At 75.2% G+C, this 21,372-nt stretch carries 20 protein-coding genes and 1 tRNA gene; 9 read left to right on the top strand and 12 right to left on the bottom strand.

Annotated elements, in window-relative coordinates; genetic code table 11:
• Positions 1 to 29 precede the first annotated feature (29 nt).
• From ACFYPD_RS17835 to rox, 4 genes are all read right to left on the bottom strand, one after another.
• A complete protein-coding gene (locus tag ACFYPD_RS17835; protein WP_387114134.1) occupies positions 30 to 404 on the bottom strand; it encodes a VOC family protein in 375 nt (124 codons plus the stop codon).
• Complete coding sequence (locus tag ACFYPD_RS17830; RefSeq protein ID WP_387114132.1) at positions 401 to 1,042, bottom strand: TetR/AcrR family transcriptional regulator; 642 nt, start codon at positions 1,040 to 1,042, stop codon at positions 401 to 403. The genes ACFYPD_RS17835 and ACFYPD_RS17830 overlap by 4 nt, the downstream gene beginning before the upstream one ends.
• A 41-nt stretch (positions 1,043 to 1,083) precedes the next feature.
• Complete coding sequence (locus tag ACFYPD_RS17825) at positions 1,084 to 2,076, bottom strand: tyrosine-type recombinase/integrase (RefSeq protein WP_387114130.1); 993 nt, start codon at positions 2,074 to 2,076, stop codon at positions 1,084 to 1,086.
• A 153-nt stretch (positions 2,077 to 2,229) separates the two neighbouring features.
• Positions 2,230 to 3,654, bottom strand: a complete 1,425-nt coding sequence (gene rox, locus ACFYPD_RS17820) for a rifampin monooxygenase (RefSeq protein ID WP_387114412.1) — start codon at positions 3,652 to 3,654, stop codon at positions 2,230 to 2,232.
• Positions 3,655 to 4,055: 401 nt separating this feature from the next.
• On the opposite strand from rox, the gene ACFYPD_RS17815 reads away from it, so the two are divergent.
• A complete protein-coding gene (locus ACFYPD_RS17815) occupies positions 4,056 to 5,090 on the top strand; it encodes a helix-turn-helix transcriptional regulator (protein WP_387114128.1) in 1,035 nt (344 codons plus the stop codon).
• A gap of 51 nt (positions 5,091 to 5,141) precedes the next feature.
• Here ACFYPD_RS17815 and ACFYPD_RS17810 read toward each other — a convergent pair whose 3' ends face one another.
• The 4 genes from ACFYPD_RS17810 to ACFYPD_RS17795 form a co-directional block, all read right to left on the bottom strand.
• Positions 5,142 to 5,567 (bottom strand): Hsp20/alpha crystallin family protein, encoded by a 426-nt coding sequence (locus ACFYPD_RS17810; RefSeq protein ID WP_387114126.1) that lies wholly within the window; start codon positions 5,565 to 5,567, stop codon positions 5,142 to 5,144.
• Between the two features lie 353 nt (positions 5,568 to 5,920).
• On the bottom strand, positions 5,921 to 6,442 hold the full coding sequence (locus ACFYPD_RS17805; protein WP_387114124.1) for a DUF2087 domain-containing protein: 522 nt from the start codon (positions 6,440 to 6,442) through the stop codon (positions 5,921 to 5,923).
• A 193-nt stretch (positions 6,443 to 6,635) separates the two neighbouring features.
• Positions 6,636 to 7,202: an isochorismatase family protein gene (locus ACFYPD_RS17800; RefSeq protein ID WP_387114122.1), complete on the bottom strand. Its 567-nt coding sequence runs from the start codon at positions 7,200 to 7,202 to the stop codon at positions 6,636 to 6,638.
• 69 nt (positions 7,203 to 7,271) lie between these two features.
• Positions 7,272 to 7,775, bottom strand: a complete 504-nt coding sequence (locus ACFYPD_RS17795) for a MarR family winged helix-turn-helix transcriptional regulator (protein ID WP_387114120.1) — start codon at positions 7,773 to 7,775, stop codon at positions 7,272 to 7,274.
• Between the two features lie 68 nt (positions 7,776 to 7,843).
• On the opposite strand from ACFYPD_RS17795, the gene ACFYPD_RS17790 reads away from it, so the two are divergent.
• A complete protein-coding gene (locus ACFYPD_RS17790) occupies positions 7,844 to 9,079 on the top strand; it encodes an MFS transporter (protein WP_387114118.1) in 1,236 nt (411 codons plus the stop codon).
• Positions 9,080 to 9,089: 10 nt separating this feature from the next.
• On the opposite strand, the gene ACFYPD_RS17785 is transcribed toward ACFYPD_RS17790, so the two are convergent.
• The gene (locus ACFYPD_RS17785; RefSeq protein ID WP_387114116.1) at positions 9,090 to 9,476 is read right to left on the bottom strand and encodes a cupin domain-containing protein; all 387 of its coding nucleotides are present in this window, start codon (positions 9,474 to 9,476) and stop codon (positions 9,090 to 9,092) included.
• A gap of 27 nt (positions 9,477 to 9,503) precedes the next feature.
• Positions 9,504 to 9,989, bottom strand: a complete 486-nt coding sequence (locus ACFYPD_RS17780; protein ID WP_387114114.1) for a GNAT family N-acetyltransferase — start codon at positions 9,987 to 9,989, stop codon at positions 9,504 to 9,506.
• Between the two features lie 98 nt (positions 9,990 to 10,087).
• On the opposite strand from ACFYPD_RS17780, the gene ACFYPD_RS17775 reads away from it, so the two are divergent.
• Entirely contained in the window at positions 10,088 to 11,635 is a 1,548-nt protein-coding gene (locus ACFYPD_RS17775) for an ArnT family glycosyltransferase (RefSeq protein ID WP_387114112.1), read from the top strand.
• Positions 11,636 to 11,689: 54 nt separating this feature from the next.
• Entirely contained in the window at positions 11,690 to 12,508 is an 819-nt protein-coding gene (locus tag ACFYPD_RS17770; RefSeq protein WP_387114110.1) for a TIGR04222 domain-containing membrane protein, read from the top strand.
• A 45-nt stretch (positions 12,509 to 12,553) separates the two neighbouring features.
• Here ACFYPD_RS17770 and ACFYPD_RS17765 read toward each other — a convergent pair whose 3' ends face one another.
• Entirely contained in the window at positions 12,554 to 14,032 is a 1,479-nt protein-coding gene (locus tag ACFYPD_RS17765) for a von Willebrand factor type A domain-containing protein (protein ID WP_387114108.1), read from the bottom strand.
• Between the two features lie 227 nt (positions 14,033 to 14,259).
• On the opposite strand from ACFYPD_RS17765, the gene ACFYPD_RS17760 reads away from it, so the two are divergent.
• The 5 genes from ACFYPD_RS17760 (at position 14,260) to ACFYPD_RS17740 (ending at position 21,121) form a co-directional block, all read left to right on the top strand.
• Entirely contained in the window at positions 14,260 to 15,726 is a 1,467-nt protein-coding gene (locus ACFYPD_RS17760) for a hypothetical protein (RefSeq protein ID WP_387114106.1), read from the top strand.
• Positions 15,727 to 15,763: 37 nt separating this feature from the next.
• Positions 15,764 to 16,348, top strand: coding sequence for a hypothetical protein (locus ACFYPD_RS17755; RefSeq protein WP_387114418.1), 585 nt, complete (start codon positions 15,764 to 15,766; stop codon positions 16,346 to 16,348).
• Between the two features lie 205 nt (positions 16,349 to 16,553).
• Positions 16,554 to 17,129: a hypothetical protein gene (locus ACFYPD_RS17750; RefSeq protein ID WP_387114104.1), complete on the top strand. Its 576-nt coding sequence runs from the start codon at positions 16,554 to 16,556 to the stop codon at positions 17,127 to 17,129.
• Positions 17,126 to 20,353 (top strand): glycosyltransferase, encoded by a 3,228-nt coding sequence (locus ACFYPD_RS17745; RefSeq protein WP_387114102.1) that lies wholly within the window; start codon positions 17,126 to 17,128, stop codon positions 20,351 to 20,353. The genes ACFYPD_RS17750 and ACFYPD_RS17745 overlap by 4 nt, the downstream gene beginning before the upstream one ends.
• Positions 20,354 to 20,638: 285 nt before the next feature.
• Entirely contained in the window at positions 20,639 to 21,121 is a 483-nt protein-coding gene (locus tag ACFYPD_RS17740) for a hypothetical protein (RefSeq protein ID WP_387114100.1), read from the top strand.
• 69 nt (positions 21,122 to 21,190) lie between these two features.
• Here the strand turns inward: ACFYPD_RS17740 and ACFYPD_RS17735 are convergent.
• A tRNA-Met gene (locus ACFYPD_RS17735) sits at positions 21,191 to 21,263 on the bottom strand.
• Positions 21,264 to 21,372 lie beyond the last annotated feature (109 nt).

The raw sequence follows: 21,372 nt of genomic DNA, 5'->3' as shown, positions 1-21,372 counted from the left end.
CCCGGCACCCTACGGCCGGGGTACGACGGTCAGGCCGGGGACATCACCTCGAAGAGGTTGCCCGCGTCGTCGCGGAAGAACAGCCCCCGGGGGCACAGGGGATGGTCGGTGCGGCCGTTGTCCGGCGCCCCCGGCTCGCTGCCGTAGGGCACACCGGTGGCGCGCAGCCGGGCGAGGATCGCGTCGAAGGTGGCCGGGTCGACGTCGAAGGCCAGGTGGTGCCCCTCCGGCGCGGGCACGCTCATGAAGTCCAGGGTGAGCTGGTCGTTGACCCGGACCGGGGCGAAGTGGCCGTGCCGGCCCGCGGGCGGCAGCACCGGCAGGCCCATCACGTCGGCGAAGAACCGGGCGGCGGCGTGGTGGTCGCGGGCCGGGACGATGGTGTGGTTGAGGGTGGCGGTCATCGGCTCTCCTCGGGGGCGGCCGGCGCGAGCGCGCCGTGCAGGAACAGGTCGACCAGCTCGGTCGGCGTCGGCCGGTCGTCCGCCAGTGGTGGACGGCCGGGCAGCAGGACGGCGAGGAAGAGGGCAGCCAGCCGGTCGGCCGGCAGTCGCAGTCGGTCCCCTTCCGGGGCGAACAGGGCGGCGACCGCCGCCCGGGTGGCGGCCGCCGCCTCGTGGCGTGCGGCACCGTCGCGCGGCGGGTGGTCCCCGGTCGCGGTTCGCCGGGCCCGGCCGGGGCGGCCGGCGGTGTGGGCGACGGCGAGCACCGCGCCGAGCCGGTCCAGGTGGGCCAGCAGCGTCGTGGCGGCGGCGGTGAGCCGGTCGGCCAGCGGCTGGCCCAGCGGGATCGCGGCCAGCTCGGCGAGCACGGTGTCGGGGCGCAGCGCCTCGGCGACGGCGGCGTCGAGCAGGGCGTCCTTGTCGGGGAAGGCCCGGAAGACGGTCGCCTCGCCGATGCCGGCGGCGCGGGCCACCTGCGCGGTGGTGACCGAGGCCCCGTGGGTGGCGAGCAGGGGCAGCGCCGCCCGCACGATCATCGCCCGGCGCTGGTCGGGGCTCATGCCGGGCGCGCGGAGTCGGGGTGGCTGGGGATCGGTCATGCCGACCAGCATGCGGAGTGAGCACTCACTCCGTCAATCGGTTATCCGCGCCGGCGGGCCCGGGCCGCCCAGATCGCGTACGCCGGGTCGCGGTCCAGGTTGTGCCGGTCCCGGTCGTAACGGCGGGTGGTCCGCGGGTCGGCGTGCCCCATGGCGTCCTGCACGTCCTCCAGCGGCACCCCCTCGGCGCGGGCCGTGGTGGCGAACGCGTGCCGCAGCGAGTGCGGGGACAGCTTCGCCCAGGCGGGAATCCCGGCGGCCTGGGCGAGCCGGCGCACCAGCCGGAACACCGCGTGCCGGTCCAGCCGCCCGCCGGTCGCGGTGACCAGCAGCGGACCGGTCAGCTCCGACACGCTCACCCCCTCGTCGGCGGCGCGTGCCGCCAGGTAGGCGTCGACCGCGTACGCGGTGCCAGGTGTGAGCGCCCGGCGGCGGACCTTGCCGCCCTTGCCGACGAACCGCACGCTGCGATGGCCGCGCTCGGCGCCCAGGTCGGCGAGGTCCAGCGAGACCAGCTCGCCGACCCGCAGCCCCAGGTCGGCCAGGAGAGCGATAGCCGCCCGGTTGCGGGCGGCGGTCGGGCCCGTGTCCGCGTCGGCGGCGGCGAGCAGCGCGTCGACCTCGTCGGGGGTGAGTCCGATGGTGGCGGAGTGGTCCCGGTCGACCCGGGGACGGTCCGCGGCGGCGACCGGGTTGGCCTCCAGCGCACGCAGCTTGACCAGGAAGTCGTACCAGCTCGACAGGGCCGACAGGCGGCGGGCCACGGTCGCCGCGGTGAGCGGCCGGCCGCCCCGCCCGCGCGGCGTCGACTCCAACTCCCGCCCGTAGGCGTTGACGTCGAGGAAGCTGGCCCGCAGCGGGTCGAGGCCCCGGCCGGCGCACCAGCTCAGCCAGCCGGTGACGTCCCGCCGGTACGCGTCGCGGGTGTGCTCGGACAGCCGCCGGTTGCGCAGCCACGCCTCGGTGAAGTCGGTCGGCCCGCCGGTCAGGGCGGCGGGGGCCGACCCGCGGGGCAGCACCTCGGGACGCAGCATGTGAGAAAGGCTCTCAGCCGGCCGCGCGTTTCGCGACGAGGCGCGCCCGAGGAGATCTCACCCCGCCTCCTCCACCAGCCGGCCGGCGTCGAGCCGCCACCGCCGGCGCAGCTCGCCGTGCCGACACAATCATGTTCGGTTGCTCAGGCGAAATCAGTTGGCGGGCTTGCCGAACCAGCGCGAGAGGTGGTCGTCCAGGTCCTGCTGATCGTCGCCGATCCAGGCGACGTGACCGTCGGGGCGTAGCAGGACGCACGGAACGTCCAGTACCGCGGTGGGATCCCCGAGGTAATCGACCCGGTCCGACCAGCCGCCGACGGTCAGGCGTTCGGTGCGGTCCAGCAGCAGGCCGCGGCCGTGATGCAGCAGACCGTAGAGGTGGCCCTGTTTCACGTCGATGTCGCGCAGGCGGCGGCCGAGCAGGTCGGGGCCTTCGCCGAAGTCGTAGCGGATGCCGATCGCGGTGATCTTCTCGATCAGATAGCGGTTCACCTCGTCGAAGTCCATCAGTTCGGTGAGCAGCCTGCGCACGGCCTGCGGGCCCGGTTCGGCGGACAGCAGTTCCATCTGGGCGCGGGTGTTGTCCAGCACGTCCTCGGCGACCGGATGACGTTCGGCGTGGTAGGTGTCCAGCAGTCTTTCCGGCGCCCACCCGCGGATCTGTGCGGCCAGTTTCCAGCCGAGGTTGACTGCGTCCTGAACACCCAGGTTGAGGCCCTGTCCGCCGATGGGTGGATGGATGTGTGCCGCATCGCCGGCCAGCAGCACCCGCCCGACCCGATAACGTTCGGCTAGCCGTGTGGCATCCCCGAAGCGGGACAACCAGCGCGGGGAGTGCACGCCGAAATCGGTTCCGGCGATGGTGCGCAACTGTTGCTGGAAATCCTCGATGGTGGGCGGTTCCGCACGATCGCTGACGCCCTCGGCGGGGACCACGACGCGATAGACCCCAACGCCTGCGGGCCCGAGGCTGAATCGCTTGTCGGTCTCGCGGATTTCGGCCACCTTGGCGGCGATCTCCTCCTGCGGCACACCCACTCCCATCTCGCCCATCAGCGTCTCGGTCCGCGAGGGCTCGCCGGGAAAGCCGACCCCGAGCAGTTTGCGCACCGTGCTGCGTGCGCCGTCACAGCCGACGAGATAGCGCGAACGCAGCTGTTCCCCGTCGGCCAGCTCGACGGTCACACCCTCGTCGTCCTGCTCGAAACCGGCCACCGCACCACCGCGCCGGACCTGCGCACCCAGGTCGATCGCATGGTCTTCGAGCAGGTGAACGATGACCGGCTGCGGGATGCCCAGCAGATAGGCGTACGCGGAATCCAGGCCCTCGGGCGCGGGTTTGTCGATGGCGGCGAAGAAGGCGCCGGCCGGACGCTGTCTTCCGCGTTCGCGAATGCGCTCCAGCAGCCCGCGCATTGCCATCAGCTCGATACTGCGAATATGCAGACCGACTATGCGGACGAACGACACGGGCTCGGTTTCCTTCTCCAGAACGAGTACCCGTACATCGTGCAGCCGCAGTTCGGCGGCCAGCATCGCACCAGTCGGCCCGCACCCGGCAATGATCACGTCGAACATGAGGGGCGCGCGATCGGCGCCGGAGGCGGGCGATGGGAGCCCGGGGACGTCGCCCACGGTGACGTCGCGCTCGACCGGATCGTTCGACGACGGCTCGGCGGTGAACTGCGGAGATTGCATTGGTGTTGCCTTTCGGGAGTGCCGTGTTGGCGAGGCGCTCCCGGCGACACCTACGTCAATCGCCCGACCGTGACGGGAAGGGGGAGCACCCACATCGATACAGCGTTCATGGGTCTCACCTCCTCGGGCGGTGTCACGGCAAACTGCAAGCTACAAGCCCGAGCATCATCCCGTCCAGCCCTTTCCCCGCCACTCGATCACGACTCGGTCGGCTCCTGCACTGCCAGCCAGCCGGCGGGCCGGACCGCCGGCGGCTTTCCGGCGCGGGATACCGTCACGACGTGCGTGCCAGCCGCCTGGTCTCCCTGCTGCTGCTCCTGCAGACCCGGGGCCGGATGACCGCCCAGGAGCTCGCCGACGCCCTGGAGGTGTCGGTTCGGACCGTCTACCGGGACGTCGAGTCGCTCGGCGCCGCCGGCGTCCCCGTGTACGCCGACCGCGGTCCGGCCGGCGGCTACCGGCTGCTGGAGGGCTACCGGACCCGCCTGACCGGGCTGACCGCGCCGGAGGCCGAGGCGTTGTTCCTGGCCGGCATGCCCGGTCCCGCCGCCGACCTCGGCCTCGGGCCGGTGGTGGCGGCCGCCGAGCTGAAGGTGCTCGCCGCGCTCCCCGACGAGCTGGCCGACCGGGGCGGCCGGGCGCGGCAGCGGTTTCACCTGGACGCGCCCGGCTGGTTCCGGCACCCCGAACCCACCCCGCACCTGGCCGCCCTGGCCAGGGCGGTGTGGGAGGACCGGCTGGTCGAGATGCGCTACCGGCGCTGGCGCGCGCCGCGCGAGGTGACCCGGGTGGTCGCCCCGCTGGGCGTGGTGCTCAAGGCGGGCCGGTGGTATCTGGTGGCCCGCTGCGACGAGCAGCTGCGCACCTACCGGGTCGGCGCGGTCCTCGACGTGGCGATCTGCGACGAGCGCTGCGAGCGGCCCGCCGACTTCGACCTGGCCGCCTACTGGCGGGAGTGGACCGAGCGCTACGAGCGGGACGTCTACCGTGACCGGGCCCGGATCCGGCTGACCGTGGCCGCGCTGGAGTTCATGCCGTACGTCTTCCCGCCGGAGATGAGCCGGGCGGCCCGGGCCGCGGCCGGCGAGCCCGGTCCGGACGGCTGGCTGGAGACCACCGTGCCGATCGAGTCGCTGCGGCACGCCCACACCGAGCTGCTGAAGCTCGGTGCGGAGGCGGAGGTGCTGGAGCCGGCCGAGCTGCGCGACCGTCTCGCCGCCACCGCGCACGCCCTGGCCCGGCTCTATCCGGTCGCCCCGGACACGCCGGCGGGGGCGGTCGGTTCCCCGGCCACCCCCGCTTCCCCGGTCTCCTGACCACGGGCGCTGATCTCCCGGGCGGCGCCTGATCAGGCGCGCACCCCTTGGTCAGGCGCTGATCTCGCGGCGGCCGTTGCCCGCCGCGGTGACCGCGATCCGGCGCGGCTTGGCCCGCTCGGAGATCGGGATGCGCAGGGTCAGCACGCCGTTCTCGTAGCCGGCCTCCAGCTTGTCGGTGTCGAGGGTGTCGCCGAGGAAGAGCTGACGGGTGAAGGTGCCCATCGGCCGCTCGGCCGCGACCAGCTCGACGTTGTCGCCGCCTGCCCGGCGCCGCTCGGCGCGGACGGTCAGCACGTTGCGCTCCACCGTGCAGTCGATGCTGTCCGGGTCGACGCCGGGCAGGTCGAAGGCGGCGTAGAAGAAGTCGCCGTCGCGGTAGGCGTCGAGGGGCATGACCGCCGGCCGGGCCGTGGTGCCGAAGAACTGCTCGGTGAGCCGGTCGATCTCGCGGAACGGGTCGGTACGCATCAACATGGTCGTGCCTCCTCGGTTCTCCTGGCCGAAGGTGTCAAGTTGAGTCAGGGCGACTCAAGTTCTCGATTTCTTGTTTTAGCGCGCTACGGCCGCGTCGTCAACTCGGCCGGCAGCAGTTTCTCGAACCAGTGCTGGGCGTAGGGGCCGGCGTGGAAGGCGGGGATCTCCCGGTGGCCGTGGCGGGCGTACAGGGCCGCGCCTCAACCAGGTCGCTGCGGGTGTCCAGCCGGATCCGGCCCGCCCCGCGTCGCGCGCGGACGCCTCGACGGCGGCGAGCAGGGCGGTGCCCCCGCCGGCGCCCCGGCGCGCCGGCGGGACGTAGACCCGGCCGCTCAACGCCTCTCCGGCTCAGCTCAGGGTCGCCAGTAGACGCCGTGCTCGCGGGCGAGCAGCAGGTCGTCGACCAGGTAGCGGCGCAGCGTCACGTGGTCGGCCTCGCCGCCCTCGCACCACCGGCGCAGCGCGTCGTCCACGGCCCGTTCCGGATAGCGCACGCCCGGCTCGAAGGAGCGCTCGGTGATGTGCTCCAGCAGCACCCGGCGGCGGCCGCGCTGGGCGGGCAGCCGCGTCAGCGTGCCGTTCGGGAGGAAGGTGCGCAGGATCGTCTCGCGGGGGTTCGCCGCCGGGGCCGGCGCGGGCGGACCGCCGGCGCGGGCGAAGTCCCGCAGCCGCTGGCCGTCGACGCGCAACCCGGCCCCGTCGTCGGTCAGCACGCCGATGTCGGTGAGCCGGCGGACCGCGGTGGCGGCGTCCCGGGCGGACAGCCCGGTCCGGGACACGACGGCGGGGATGTCCGCGGCGCCGAGCACGATCGCGGCGAACACGGCGCGGCGGCGGTCGTCGGCGAGCGCTCCCGCGAGGGCCTGTGAACTCATGGCGGGAACCCTGCCAGCGCCCGCCCCCGGGAGGCCAACGGGTTTTCCGCCGGACCGCCGACTACCGGTATTCGCCGGCCGCCGGCCGCGGGGTTCTCGCCCGGCGGCCGGCTACTGGCCCGCGCGGAGCGCGGCCGCGGCGGCACGACGCACCAGCGCGGCCCGGCTCAGGCGGGGACCGGCGCGGCCCGGCTCAGGCGGGGACCGCCGCGGCGAAGTCGACGTCGGCGGTGTCGACCGTGCCGGCCGTGCGGCCCGGCGCGGAGTGGTAGCGCCAGTAGAGGTTGGTGTGGGCGATGACCTGCTCCGGCGGCGGGGCGCCGTAGGCGGAGAGGTCCTCGGTGGTGTGGGCGTCGGCGACCAGCGTCGCGTCGTAGCCGCGGGTGATCGCGCCGTGCAGCGTCGAGCGGACGCACGCGTCGGTCTGCGCGCCGGTCACGACGAGCCGGCCGACGCCCCGCGTGGCGAGGACCGACTCCAGGTCGGTCTCCTCGAAGGAGTCGCCGTAGGCCTTGTGCACCAGCGCCTCGCTGTCGCGGCGCACCAGCTCGGGCACGTACTGCCACTGCTCGCTGCCGGTGGGCAGCTCCTCGCTGCGGTGCTGCACCCAGACCACCTCGACCCCGGCCGTGCGGGCCCGGTCGACGAGGGCGGCGATGTTGCCGACCACCCGGTCCCGGTCGTGCGCGTGCTGCACGACGCCGTTCTGCACGTCGATCACGAGCAGGGCGGTGTGCGGTCGGTCGACGAGCGTGCTCATGGCGCCTCCCTGGACGGGCGTGGGCTGGTCGGTGACGAACCTAGCCCCGGCCACCGACATTCCGGCCGGTCAGATCCGGCCCGGCGGCGGCTCGGCCGCCAGGGTGACCCGGCGGAGCAGGTCGGACAGGACCCGTCGCTCGTCCGGCGTCAGTGCGCCGAGGACCCGGTGCTCCTCGTCGCCGACCACGCCGATGGCGCGCTGCCAGGCGGCCCGGCCGGCGTCGGTGAGCTCCACGTCGATCCGGCGGCGGTCCACCTCGGACGGGATCCGCCGGACGTAGCCCCGGCGGACCAGCGCGTCCACCCGGGCGGTGATCGAGGCGGGCGCCATCCGCAGGTCGCCGGCGATCTCCGACGGCGCGGCCCGACCGCCCCGGCCGGCGAGGGCGTGCAGGGTGCCGTACTCCTTCTCCTGGAGGTCCAGCTCGGCCAGCGCCCGGTCCTTCACCTCGCGCAGGTGCCGGGTGAGCAGCAGCATCCGGATGACCGCACCCTCCACGTCAGGGTCCAGGTCGGGCAACACGGGCAGCCAGCGTTCGACGTGCTCGTCGACGGGGTCGCGGTCGGTCACCCGACCACGGTACTCCGACGACTAAATATTCGTTGTCTAAATATTCGATGTCGAAGTAGTCTACCGAAGTGACGCATCCCCTCCGGCTCCGCGCCTTCCGCCTGCTGTTCCTCGGCCGCACCGTCTCCGCGGTCGGCGACGCCGTGGTCCCCACCGCGCTGGCCCTCGCCGTGCTCCGGGCCACCGGCTCGACCACCGCCCTCGCCGTGGTGCTCGGCTGCGCGATGGTGCCCCGGCTGCTGCTGCTCCCCCTCGGCGGGGTGGTCGCCGACCGCTTCGACGCCCGCCGCGTCGCCCTCGGCACCGACCTGCTGCGCTGCGTCGCCCAACTGGTCGTCGGCGTCGAACTGCTCGGCGGGGCCCCCACCCTGGCCCACCTCGCGGTGGCCTCCGCCGTCGGCGGCGCGGCCTCGGCGTTCGCCATGCCGACCTCGTCCCCGCTGGTCGCCGGCACCGTCGAGGCCGACGGCCGGCAACGGGCCAACGCGCTGATGGGCGCCACCGTCAACGCCAGCCGGCTGGCCGGCCCGGCCCTGGCCGGGCTGCTGGTCTGGACCGCCGGACCGGGCTGGGCGTTCGTGCTGGACGCCGCCTCGTTCGCGCTCAGCGCCACGCTGCTGGCCGTCATCCGGGTGCGGCACGTGCCCGTCCCGCACCGGTCGCTGCGCGCCGACCTGGTGTTCGGCTGGCACGAGGTCCGCGCCCGCGACTGGTACTGGACCAGCCTGATAGCCCACGGCGTCTGGAACGGCGCCGCCGCGGTGCTGCTCACCCTCGGCCCGGTCGTCGCCGTGAACCGCCTCGGCGGCGAGGGCGTCTGGGTGCTGCTCCAGCAGGCCGGCGCCATCGGCCTGCTGGCCGGGTCGCTGCTCGCCGCCCGGGCCCGCCCCCGCCGGCCGGTGCTGCTGGGCAACCTGGCCCTCGCCGCGTACGCGGCGCCGTTGCTGCTGCTCGCCGCCGCGGCGCCCGCCCCGGTGACCGTCACCGCCTACTGCCTCGCGCTGATCGCTCTGGGCTTCCTCAACCCGGTCTGGGAGACCGTCGTGCAGGGCCAGTTCCCGCCCGAGGTGCTCGCCCGGGTCACCTCGTACGACTGGCTGATGTCACTGGGCGCCATGCCGCTCGGGTACGCCCTCGCCCCGCTCGCCGCCGGGGCCTGGGGCGCCCCCGTCCCCCTCGCGGTGGCCGGGGCGCTGGTCCTGGTCGCCTGCGTCGGGACGGCCGCCGTCCCCGGCGTACGCCGGCTGGGCTGGCCGGCCCCGACCCCGCCGGCCGCCGTGGAGCCCGCGCCGGCGGTGCGCTGAGGCGGGCCGGTCAGAGCCGGTGCCCGGTGGTGGCGTCCACGTGCCCGGGCAGCTCGTCGTGCCGCTCCCCGACGCTGGACGTGCCGGACGGCTCGAACATCAGGATCGACGCGCCGTCCGGCGCGGACGGCCGGTGCTGCACCCCGCGCGGCACCACGAACACCGCGCCGCGCGGCAGCACCACCTCGCGTTCCGCGCCGTCGCGCAGGGCGATGCGCAGCTCGCCGTCGAGCACCAGGAAGAACTCGTCGGTGTGGTCATGGGCGTGCCAGACGTGCTCGCCGGCCACCTTGGCGATCCGGACGTCGTAGTCGTTGACGGTGGTGACGATGCGCGGACTCCACAGCTGGTCGAAGCGCGCCAGGGCGGCCGCCAGCTCGATCGGCTCTGGGCTCATCGGCCCATCCTCGCGCAGCGCCGCCGCTCACAGGGGACGGTGCATGACGTGCAGCCCCACCCGACCGAACGTGGGGTGCGCGAACGAGTCGGGCACGGTGCCGACCACCGTGAAGCCGAGCCGCCGGTACAGCTCGACGGCCGCCATGTTGGTCTCCACCACCGCGTTGAACTGCATCGCGGCGAAGCCCTGCCGCCGGGCCCAGTCCAGGGCGTGCTCGCACAGGGCCCGGCCGACGCCGCGGCCCCGCCCGGCGGCGGCCACCATGAAGCTGGCGGTGGCCACGTGTGCGCCCGGCCCCGGCCGGTTGGCGCCCATCTTGGCCGTGCCGAGCACCGTGCCGTCCTCCTCGGCGACCACCGTGCGGCCCGGCGGCCGTTCCACCCACACCTCGTGGGCCACCTCGGCCGGCCACGTCGGGTCGAAGGGGAAGGTCTCCTGGGCGACGATGACGTCCTCGACGATCGGCCAGACCTGGGCCCAGTCGGTCTCGGCGTACTCCCGGATGCGCATCCCGCGCACGCTAGCCGGGCCGTGGCCGGGCGGGTACCCGATTTCCGTCCCACGTCGCGGGGCAGCGCAAGGTGGCCCCGCGGGACCATCATGGACAGGTGGCCGAACCCGTCACCGACCTCGACCGCCCCGACGCCGGGGCGTCCGCCGCGCCGACGACCCCGCCACCCGGGCCGCGCACCGCCGCGCCCTGGCTGGTCGGCGGGGCGGTCACCGCCGTGCTGCTGCTGCTCGCCGGCCGCTACGGCTACCACCGCGACGAGCTCTACTTCCTGCTCTGCGGCCGGCACCTCGACTGGGGCTACGTCGACCAGGGCCCGCTCGTGCCCGCCCTCGCCCGGCTGGCCGACACCATCGCGCCCGGCAACCTGGTGCTGCTGCGCACCCCGTCGGCGCTGATCGCCGGCGCGTCGGTGGTGCTGGTCGCGGCGGTCGCCCGGGAGTTCGGCGCGGGTCGCGGCTCCCAGCTGGCCGCCGCCGTGCTCGCCGCCGCGGCCGGGATCGTGCTGGCCCCCGGTCACCTGCTCAGCACCACCACGGTCGACCTGCTGGTCTGGCTCGCCGCCGCCTGGTGCGCGGTGCGGATGCTGCGCACCGCGGACAGCCGCTGGGCGCTCGGCATCGGCCTGGCCCTCGGCGTGGGCATGCTCAACAAGCTGCTGCCCGCGCTGCTCGGCGCCGGTCTGCTTGCCGGGGTGCTGATCGCTGGGCCGCGCCGGCTGCTGCGCGACCGGTGGGTGCTGGCCGGCGCCGGCGTCGCCGTCCTGCTCGCCGTGCCCTACCTCGCCTGGCAGGCCGCGCACGGCTTCCCCCAGCTCTCGGTGGCCTCGTCGATCGCCGACGGCGACAGCTCCTACAGCGGCCGGCTCGACGCGGTCGTGCTCCAGGTGCTCATCATCAGCCCGTTCGCCACCCCGGTGTGGGTCGCCGGCCTCGTCGCGCTGCTGCGCCGGCCCGGCTGGGCGGCGTACCGGGCGATCGGCTGGGCCTGGCTCGTGGTGTTCGCGATCGTCGTGCTCGCCGGCGGCAAGGGCTACTACGACGCTCCGCTGCTGCTCGTGCTCAGCGCGGCCGGCGCGGTGGTCACCGCCGACTGGGCCCGGCGCGGCGCGGCCCGGGCCCGGCAGGCGCTGCTCGCCACCGCCGCCGTCCTGATGGTCGCCGGCAGCGCGATCCTGCTGCTGCCCACCCTGCCCGCCGACCGGCTGCCCGGGTTCGTGGTCGACGTCAACTACGACGCGGGCGAGACCATCGGCTGGCCGGAGTTCGCCGATTCCGTCGCCGCCGTGCACCGGGGCCTGCCGCCCGAGGAGCGGGCCCGGGCGGTCGTGCTCACCGGCAACTACGGCGAGGCCGGCGCGCTGGCCCGCTACGGCCCGGCCCGTGGCCTGCCCCGCGCCTACTCGGGGCACAACAGCATGGCCAGGTTCGGCCGCCCGGCCGACGACGCCGACGTGGTGATCGCCGTCGGCTGGGAGCGCCCGGACCGGCTGCGCGCCTGGTTCACCGAGGTCACCGAGGCCGGCCGGGTCGACCAGCGGGTCGACGTGGACAACGACGAGAACGGCGAGCCGATCTTCGTCTGCCGCGGCCTGCGCCGCCCCTGGTCGCAGATCTGGGACAGTGAGGTGAGCCACGCCTCCTGAGCGGCGGGCGCACGGCCGCCGGGCGAGCGGGACGGCCGGGCCATACTTGTCGCCATGCTCTGGGGTGTCAGCGGACCGCTCTTCCTCCTCGACTACCTGGGGGCGGTCGCCGTGGCCCTCGCCCTCGCGCTGGCGGCGCGGGAGCTGACCGGCCGGCGGGCCCGGGGCGCCCCCCCGGACGCGGTCGAGCTGGCTTACCTCACCGACCGCGCCCTGCTGGCCTGCCAGGTGGGCGTGGCCGCGCTGCACCGCGCCGGCGTGGTACGCCTCGGCGAGCTGGCCACCCTGTCGGTGGACGGCCCGCCGCCGCCCCGGTCGCCCGCGCTCGTCCGCGCCCTGCACGCCGCGCTGCGCCGGCCGCAGACCTGGGCCGCGGTGCTCGCCGACCCCGGCGTCGGCCGGGCGCTGCGCCGGCTGGTCGGCCGGCTCGTCCGGGACGGCTGGCTGCTCACCCCGGCGCAGCGGCGACGCATCGCGCTGGGCACGCTGCCGCTGTTCGCGGTCGCCGCGGTCGGGGTGACCCGGCTGGTGGAGAGCGCCGTCGAGGGGCGGGACGCGGGCGGGCCGGCCTCGGTGGCGGGCCTGCTGCTGTGTTGCCTGGCCACCGCCCTCGGCGGCTGGTGGCTGTGCGAGGTGCCGGAGACCGGCGCGGCCGCCCGCCGCCTGCTGCGTCGGCAGCGCCGGGAGCACGCCGAGCTGGACCCGCAGCGGCGGCCGACCTGGCGTGAGCGGGGCGCCGACCAGCTGTTGACCGCGATGGCGCTGTTCGGGCCGCGCCCGCTGCTCGCCGTGGACCCGGGCTTCGCCGTGCAGGTCGGGGTCGACCCGGAACGCAACCGCCCCACCCCGGAGCGGAAACCCGCCCGCCGCTGACCCGACCGGCCGGCGCCTCCCCTGCCCGGCGCCGGCCCCCGCGGGTCAGCGCAGCCCGTCGGCGGAGCGGATCACCCGTGCCAGGTCCCGCACCTCGGCGTCCTCCGTGGCGGCGGCCGCCCCGTCCGCGATGGTGGCCAGGTCGGTCAGCCGGACCGGCTCGTCGGACCGGTCACCCCGCAGCGTCTCGGCGAACCAGGCGGCCGCGTAGCAGGCCCGCAGCCGCGGCGACGCCGTGGTGAAGCTCCGCTCCACGTCGGCGACGGTCACCGACCCGTACGTCTCGGCCGGCGTCCGGTCGGCCGGGTCGGTCCAGCGCACCTGCACCTGGGCGATCCGGTCCGACGGGGACGCGCCCTCGGCGAGCCGGACCGCGTACAGCGCGGTGACGCTGTGCCCGGGGCCCACCTCGCCGCCGTCGACCCGGTCGTCGCGGAAGTCCTCGTCGGCCAGCGCCCGGTTGTCGTAGCCGACCAGCCGGTAGGAGCGCACCGCCTGCGGCGCGAAGGTCACCTGCACCTTGGCGTCCAGCGCCCGCACGCTCAGCGTCGCCGGCAACTGCCGCACGAACACCTCGCGGGCCTGTTCCCGCTCGCTGACGTAGACGGCGAAGCCGTCGCCCCGGTCGGCGAGCTGCTCCATCAGCTCGTCGCCGTAGCTGCTGCCGACGCCCACGCCGAGCAGGGCGATCTGCTTCTCCGCCTCGGCGCGCACCCGGCGCAGGATCGGCTCCGCGTCGGTGCTGCCGACGTTGGCCAGCCCGTCGGAGAGCACGATCACCCGGTTCGTCCGGCCCGGGCGGAAGCCGTCCCGGGCCACCCGGTAGCCGAGCACCAGGCCGGCCTCCAGGTTGGTGCTGTCCCGGGTGTGCAGCGAGTCGATCGCCGCGTGCAGCGGCCGGGCGTCGGCGACCGGCGTCATCTCCCGGACCACCCGGGCCTGGTTGCTGAACTCGACCACGGCGATGGAGTCGGTGGGGCGCAGCTGGTCCACCAGCGTGTGCAGGGCGTCGCGTACCAGGTCGAGCCGGCCGGGCTCGCCCATCGACCCGGAGACGTCGATGACGAAGGTGAGCGCCGCGTCGGGGCGGCGTTCCTCGTCCTCGGCGCGGGTCTGCAGGCCGACCCGCAGCAGCCGTTCGTCGCCGCCGGCCTCGTGGGTCTCCGGCAGGCGGGCGCCGTCGACGTGCACCGCGAACCCGTCGCCGGCGGGCTGCGGGTAGTCCTGGCGGAACGAGTTGACGAACTCCTCCGGCCGCACCGTGCCGCGCTCCGGCAGGCGGCCGTCCATGATGAGCCGGCGGGCGTAGCCGTACGAGGCGGTGTCGACGTCGACGGCGAAGGTGGAGAGCGGGTCGTCGGAGGCCCGGGTCTCGTCGCCGGACCAGGCGGTACCGGCGTCCGGGCGGCCCGGGCCGTGGGCCGCGTCGCTGCGCTGTCCGCCGCCGTCGGCGGTGCAGGCACCGGCCGTCACGGTGGTGGCCAGCGCCGCCAGCAGCAGCATCGACCGTCTCAGGTGGACCATGGTTCCTCCAAGGGGCTGGGGACGGGTCATGGCCATTGACGCAGGGCGACGGCGCGCCGGATCCCGCCGTGGCCGAGCCGATACCCAAGCGCGACGGTTGTGACCGATCCGTGCGCGGGCCGTGACCTGAGCGGCCGGCGGGCGGGCCCCTCGGCGGGCGGCGGGGCGGTCGATGGGGCAGAGTGGGCCCACGGCCGGCTGCGGCCGCTACGAGCAGGAGGTGAGGCGTGGACGGCCCGACCGGGGTGGTGTTCCCCGCGACCGGCGACGGCCGGCGCAGCACGACCGTGCTGGGGCGGGCGGTGGTCGCCGACGCGCTGCGCGCGGTGGACCCGGTCGGCGCCCGCTCGGCCGAACACGAGACCGACTGGCGGCACGGCTACCTCGGCCACTTCCGTCGGCTCGTCGAGGCCGGCCTGCTCTCCCGCGAGGCCGCGCTCACCATCGCCCGGGACGGGCTCGCCGGCCTGCACGCCCGGATGCGCTACGTCCCCGCCGACGGCGCCGAGGTCGCGCTGGACGAGGCGTTCGCGCTGCCCGACGGGGAGCCGCCGCTGGAGACCGCCACGGTGAGCGGCGCCGGCCCGGTGGAGCGCGAGCTGTCCGTGCCGTACCGCGGGCAGCGCCTGCGCGGCGACGACCTGCGCCGCCGGCTCGATGCCTGGGTGGACGCGGGCGTCGTCGAGCCGAGCTGCGCCGAGGCCGTCCGCGCGGTGCAGGCCAACCCGGACTGGTTGGACCTGCGCGACCAGCGGATCGTGGTGCTCGGCGCGGGCGCCGAGATGGGCCCGCTGCCGTCGCTGCTGCGTTGGGGCGGCAACGTGGTCGCGGTCGACCTGCCCCGCCCGGAGATCTGGCGCCGCCTGCTGCGCACCGCCCACCGGCACGGCGGCCGGCTGCACCTGCCGGTGCGGCCCGGCACCGGCGACGACGACGCCGCCCTCGTCGCGGGTGCCGGCGCCGACCTGCTGCACCGCCTGCCGCAGGCCGCCCGCTGGCTGGACGGCCTGGACGGCCGGCTGGTGCTGGGCAACTACGTGTACGCCGACGGCGCGACCAACGTCCGGGTCGCCACCGCGGTCGACGCGCTCACCGTCCACCTGGGGCGGCGCCGCCCGGACACCGCGCTGGCCTTCCTGGCCACCCCCACCGACGTGTACGCCGTGCCCGCCGAGGCCGTGGCCCACGCCGAACGCGGGTACGCCGCCCGCGGCCTGGCGCGCCGGTCGCTGCGGCTGCTCTCCGGCGGCCGGCTGCTGCACCGCAACTACCCGCCCGGCGCCGACCCCGGGATCAACGACAGCCTGGTGCCGCAGCAGGGGCCGAACTACGCGCTGGCCAAGCGGCTGCAACGCTGGCGGGCGGCGGTGGCCCGCGACTCGGGCGCCACGGTGTCGTTCACCGTGGCCCCGCCCACCCGGACCCGCTCGGTGCTGCGCAACCGCGCCCTCGCGGCCGCGTACGCCGGGGCGCACCGGTTCGGCATCGAGGTGTTCGAGCCGGCCACCAGCAACACCCTGATGGCCGCGCTGCTCGTGCACGACCTGCGCACCGGCGGTGGTCCGGCTCAGGACCACCCGTGGCGGGACGAGGCGTACGCGGCGGCGCACGGCGGCCTGTGGCGGGTCCCGTACGCCCCGCGCAGCGCGCTCGGCCTGGCCGTGCTGCTGGGACTGGGTGGCGCACGGGCCTGACAGGTTTCCTTCTCTCGGGCGCCGGGAAGGCATCGGCATGGCCGAGACCTTCGCAGATCAGGACCTGACGACCCTGCGGTCCATCGCGCGCGGGGCCGGAATAACGGACACCGAGCGCATGCCGCACGACGAACTGGTCGACATGTTGCGCCGGGCGGGGCTGGCCGACCCGGACGCCCGGCCGGTCGACACCAGCCTGGCCGATCCGGGTGATCCCGGCGTGCCCGGCGCGTACCACGCGCAGGGGGTCGGACGGCGGGAGTCCGTCGGCGGGGCGGGCGGGCAGACCGCCGACTGGCCGGACCAGCCGACCCAGGATCCGGCCGGGCTGTCGGGGCTGCCCCGCAGCAGCCTGGACCTGGGCGACGAGAGCACCGGTGGGCGCGCCGCCGAGGAGGCGATCGGCGCTCGACCCGGGGAGTCCGGCACCGAGATCGACGACCGCACCGAGGACGACCGGGGCGTGCGGGGCGACATCCAGGATCCGGCCGGGCTGTCGGGGCTGCCCCGCAGCAGCCTGGACCTGGGCGACGAGAGCACCGGTGGGCGCGCCGCCGAGGAGGCGATCGGCGCTCGACCCGGGGAGTCCGACAGCGAGATCGACGACCGCACCCAGCCCTGACCGACCGACGACGCGGGCCGCCCCGGAGCGGGGTGGCCCGCGGAGCATTGTGGATGTTAATCCTGTTTGGCCGCTCAACGCACGTCTGCGTGGTCTGGGGGCCACCATGCCTCTTTTTCCGGATATGCGAATGGTGAAAGATCCGCCCTTCTCCTCGCCTTCAAATCGGTATATACGCTCACAACCTCCCCAATAGCCTCAGCCGGTGGCTTCTCGCATCTCGTTCGACGGGCTCCCCGGCGACCCGCACCCTCCGATGACAACAGTCGCGTCCCGACCCGCCCGACCGGTCTTCGTCGACGCCACCGGCGCCCGCCGGCAACGGATCCGGCGCGCCGGCGTCCTCGTCGCGGTGGCCTCGCTGAGCTACTTGCCGATGGCCGCCGCCGCCCTGCTCCCGGGCCCTGCGACGCCGATGCTGCCCGGCCCGGTCTCGGTCGGCGGCGCCCCGAGCGGCGGAGCCACCCGCCCACCCGTCCTTGCCCCCTCGCCCGGGACCACGGAGCCGCGCCCCGCTCAGCCGTCGACGAAGGCCACGGAGGCGCCAGTGGCGCCGGCCGCCGCGCGCCGCCCGGCTCGCAACGCGCGGCCGGCGCCCCGGCAGGTCGACCCCGCCCCGGTCGACGCGCCGCGGGAGGACCGGCCCGCCGCCCCGACCCCGTCGCCGGCCCCGCCGCCGGAGGACCCGACAACGCCCGGCACCCCGACGCCGTCCGCGACCACCGAGCCCGGCAGCACCCTGCCGACCCTGCCCGGGACCGGTCCGGAGGGCGTCGGATGACGCTCCCGAGTCGTCGCACCGCCGGCCGGTTCGTCGTCGCGTCGCTGGCCCTGGTGGTCGGGTCCGTGCTGCTGGTCGAGGCGTACGCGAACGCCAGCTTCCGCCCCGACCACGTCCGCGACGCCGAGGACCAGGTCACCGTGCCCACGGAGATCCTGGACGGCGGGCCGGTGCTCGACGCCCGCGGCGACCAGCCCCGCACCTACCGGCTGCCCGCGCGGACCATCGCCCTCACCTTCGACGACGGGCCCGACCCGACCTGGACCCCGCGGGTCCTCGACGTCCTGCGCCGGCACCACACCCCGGCCACCTTCTTCGTGATCGGGTCGGAGGTGGCCCGCCACCCGGACCTGGCCCGGCGCGCCGCGGCCGAGGGGCACGAACTCGGCGTGCACACCTTCACCCATCCCGACGCCAGCCTGCTGCCCGCCTGGCGGCAACGGATGGAGTACGCGCAGACCCAGATGGCGATCGTGCACGCCGCGGGGATCCGGACGAGCCTGCTGCGCTTCCCGTACTCCTCGGTCCCCAGCGCCGTCGACGACGCCAACTGGCCGGTGATCCGCCGGGCCGCCGCGCAGGGCTACCTGACCGTGGTCAACGACCTCGACGGCGAGGACTGGGCGCGGCCCGGGGTGGACACCATCGTGCGCAACCTGACGCCGGCCGGCGACGCGGGCGCCGTCGTGCTGCTGCACGACGCCGGCGGGGACCGGTCGCAGACCCTCGCGGCCCTGGACCGGTTCATCCCGCTGATGCGCGCCCGCGGCTACACCTTCACCACCGTCAGCGCCGGGATCAACCGAGCCCGACCGGACGCGCCCGCGTACGCCGGCAACGTCGCGGCGTCCACCGGCGACCGCTGGCGGGCCGCGCCGGTCTGCTGGGCGATCCGGCTGGCCGACGGCATCCTGCGCGGGCTCGCCCTGATCTTCGTGGTGGTCGGCCTGCTCATGCTGGTCCGCACCGTGATGCTGCTCCTGCTGGCCCGCCGGCTGGCCCGCCGCCGCCGGGCCCAGCGCTGGCCCTGGGGAGTGACGACCGCGCCGGTCTCGATCATCGTGCCCGCCTACAACGAGCGGGCCGGCATCGTCGCCACCGTCCGGTCCCTGGTCGCCAACGACCACCCCGGGATCGAGGTGATCGTGGTCGACGACGGCTCGACCGACGGCACCGCCGACCTCGTCGACTCCCTCGGCCTGCCCGGCGTGCGGGTGATCCGCAAACCCAACGGCGGCAAGGCGACCGCCCTCAACACCGGACTCCTGTACGCCTCGCACGACATCATCGTCACCGTCGACGCGGACACCGTCTTCGAGCCGGACGCGATCCGGCGGCTCGTCGAGCCGTTCACCGACCCGCGCATCGGCGCGGTCGCCGGGAACGTCAAGGTCGCCAACCGGCACCGGCTGCTCGGCCAGTGGCAGCACATCGAGTACGTCATCGGCTTCAGCCTGGACCGCCGGTTCTACGAGAGGCTGGGCTGCATCCCCACGGTGCCCGGCGCGATCGGCGCCTTCCGCCGTCGGGCGCTGACCGGGGTCGGCGGGATGAGCGGCGACACCCTGGCCGAGGACACCGACGTCACCATGGCGGTCCTGCGCGCGGGTTGGCGCGTGGTGTACCAGGACCGCGCCCGGGCCTGGACGGAGGCGCCCGCGTCGGTGGGCGACCTGTGGCGGCAGCGCTACCGCTGGAGCTACGGCACCCTCCAGTCGATGTGGAAGCACCGCGGCGCCCTGCGCGACCGGGGTGCGGGCGCCCGCTTCGGCCGGTTCGGCCTGCCCATGCTCGCCCTGTTCGGCGTGCTGCTTCCCCTGCTCGGGCCGGTGCTCGACCTGCTCGCCGTCTACGGACTGTTCTTCCTGGACACCACGAAGACGGCGGTGGCCTGGCTGGTCATGCTGGCCGTGCAGATGCTCACCGCGACCGTGGCCTTCAAACTGGACCGGGAGCCCCTGCGCCCGCTGCTCACCCTGCCCATCCAGCAGTTCGCCTACCGCCAGCTGATGTACCTGGTGCTGGCCCGGTCCATGGTCACCGCGCTGACCGGAGCGCGGCTGGGCTGGCGGCGGGTCAAACGGGCCGGCGATGCGGTCGAGGAGACGCCCGTGCCACCGGGGGCCGGGACGCGGCCCGGTCGGGACCGCTGGTTCGACACCCTGCGGGCCCTCGCGCTGGGCCGGGTCATCGCGTACCACATGTTCGGCGCCGCCTGGCTGAGCTTCGCCTTCCCCGCCATGGGGGTGATGTTCGCCCTCGGCGGTTCGCTGATGGCCCGCTCGCTGGACCGTACGCCGAAGCGGGCGGTCAGCGGCCGGCTGCGTCGCCTGCTGCCGGGGCTGTGGGCCCTGGGCTTGGTGCTGGTGCCGGTGATGCTCTGGCACGGCTGGTCCGACCGGCCCGCCTGGCCGGCGCTGCTGAGCTGGGCGGTGCCGCTGGTGCAGCCGCCGGGCAGCGCGTGGGCGGCGGACGTGACCGGGGTGCTCTGGTACCTGGTGACGTATCTCTGGCTGGTGCTGCTCTCCCCCGCGATGCTGGCGCTGCACCGGCGGTGGCCGCTGTGGTCGGTGCTCGTGCCACTGGCCGGCGTGGTGCTGCTCCAGACCGCGGCGCCCGGGTTCGACGGACCGGTGGAGTCGGTGCTGACCGACCTGCTCACGTTCGCCGCCTGCTGGCTGGTGGGCTTCGCACACCAGGATCGCCGTCTGCGGCGGCTCTCGCTGCCGGCGCTGCTGGGCCTGGCGGTGCTCTGCCTGGGCGTGGCGGTGGGCTGGCTGGCCACGCATACCGGAGTGGGCGGCGACCTCAACGACATCCCCGTGGCGCAGGCGTTCTGGTCGCTCGGGTTCGTGCTGGTGCTGCTGCGCGTCGCGCCGCCGATGGGCTGGCTGTCCCGGCTCCGGTCGCTGGACCGGCTGGTGACCGCGCTGAACAGCCGGGCGCTGACCATCTACCTCTGGCACAACGCCGCCATCGCGGTCTGCTTCGCCGTGGGCGACCTGATCGGCTTCTGGCGGCTCGGCCAGGTGGGTTACCTGGCGGCGGCCCTGATGCTGCTCATCGGCCTGGTGCTGGCCCTCGGCTGGATCGAGGACCTCAGCGCCCGGCGGGCACCCCGGCTGCTGCCCTGGCCCCGCCGTACGGCCGGTCGACACCCGGCGATACCGCCCGCGGCGCGTCCCACCACGGTGGAACGCGAACCAACCCCGGTGAGGACGTGAACACGTGCGACACGAACGTTCGAATCGTCCTAATCAGGTAAATATGTCGGATACTTGACTCATGTTGGCGGGCGTACCCGAGCCGGGTCCGTCCACCTCGGAGACGACGTCACCGCGGGCCGGCAGCCCGCGGCGGCGCGAAGGCGGTGATTGGGGTGATCACCGCGGCCGGCACGGGTCTCGCCCTCCTACGGGCCCGTGCCGGCCACCCCCCGACCCGGGCGGCGCACCGGCCGCCTCGAACTCTCGACGCCTGACCCCTCGCAGGTCAGAAGCGGAGCGAAGATGGCGATGAGGCACCCGCCGAGCCCGGCGGAGCAGGAGCTGTGGAACGCGGTGGTGGCCGGGGTGCGGGCGGCCGACGAGTCCGACCTCGCCGGCGTCGACGCCGCGGTCGACCGGCTGGCGCAACTGCCCGACCCGTGGGCGTACCACGTCCTCGGCGACACCGCCGCGCTGCTCATCGAGGAACTCGACCCGGACGGCCAGGACGTCTGGCCGCTGCTCGCGGCGCAACTCGACGACGACGCACCCGCCTCCCCGACGACCCGCCGCCGGGCGTCGCCGTACCCCGGTGGCCGCCGGCCGGCGCAGTCCGGGTCCGGCGAGCCGGAGGCGCTGCGGCGGCGACTGCTGCTCATCGCCCGGCTCGCCGACGCCACCGAGGTCGGGGTCGGCGCGTTCCTCGACGTCGCGCTCGCCGACAACGCCGCCCGGGCCCGCCGGGCACCGGCCCACGCACTCCCCCACTGCCGGCTAGGTCAGTAACCCGGCGAGAAGCGCCGGTACGCGCACAACTGTCCTGCCCAGCGGGCGGCCATGGCGCACCTCTCGTTGTGGCGACGGCGGGACTCGAACCCGCGACCTCTGGGTTATGGGCCCAGCGAGCTACCGACTGCTCCACGTCGCTGCGGTGGGGTGTGCGGGCCGGCCTCCCGCCGCGGTGGCCGGCCCGCTTCCCCGCCCCCGCGTCCCGACCCCGGACGCACAGCAGCCCGGGAGCGTGGCGCTCAACCGGG

This window comes from Micromonospora sp. NPDC005299, assembly GCF_042872345.1.
GTDB lineage: Bacteria > Actinomycetota > Actinomycetes > Mycobacteriales > Micromonosporaceae > Micromonospora.
The sequence above is the reverse complement of the archived record's forward strand: the minus strand, read 5'-3'. Positions and strand labels throughout refer to the sequence as shown.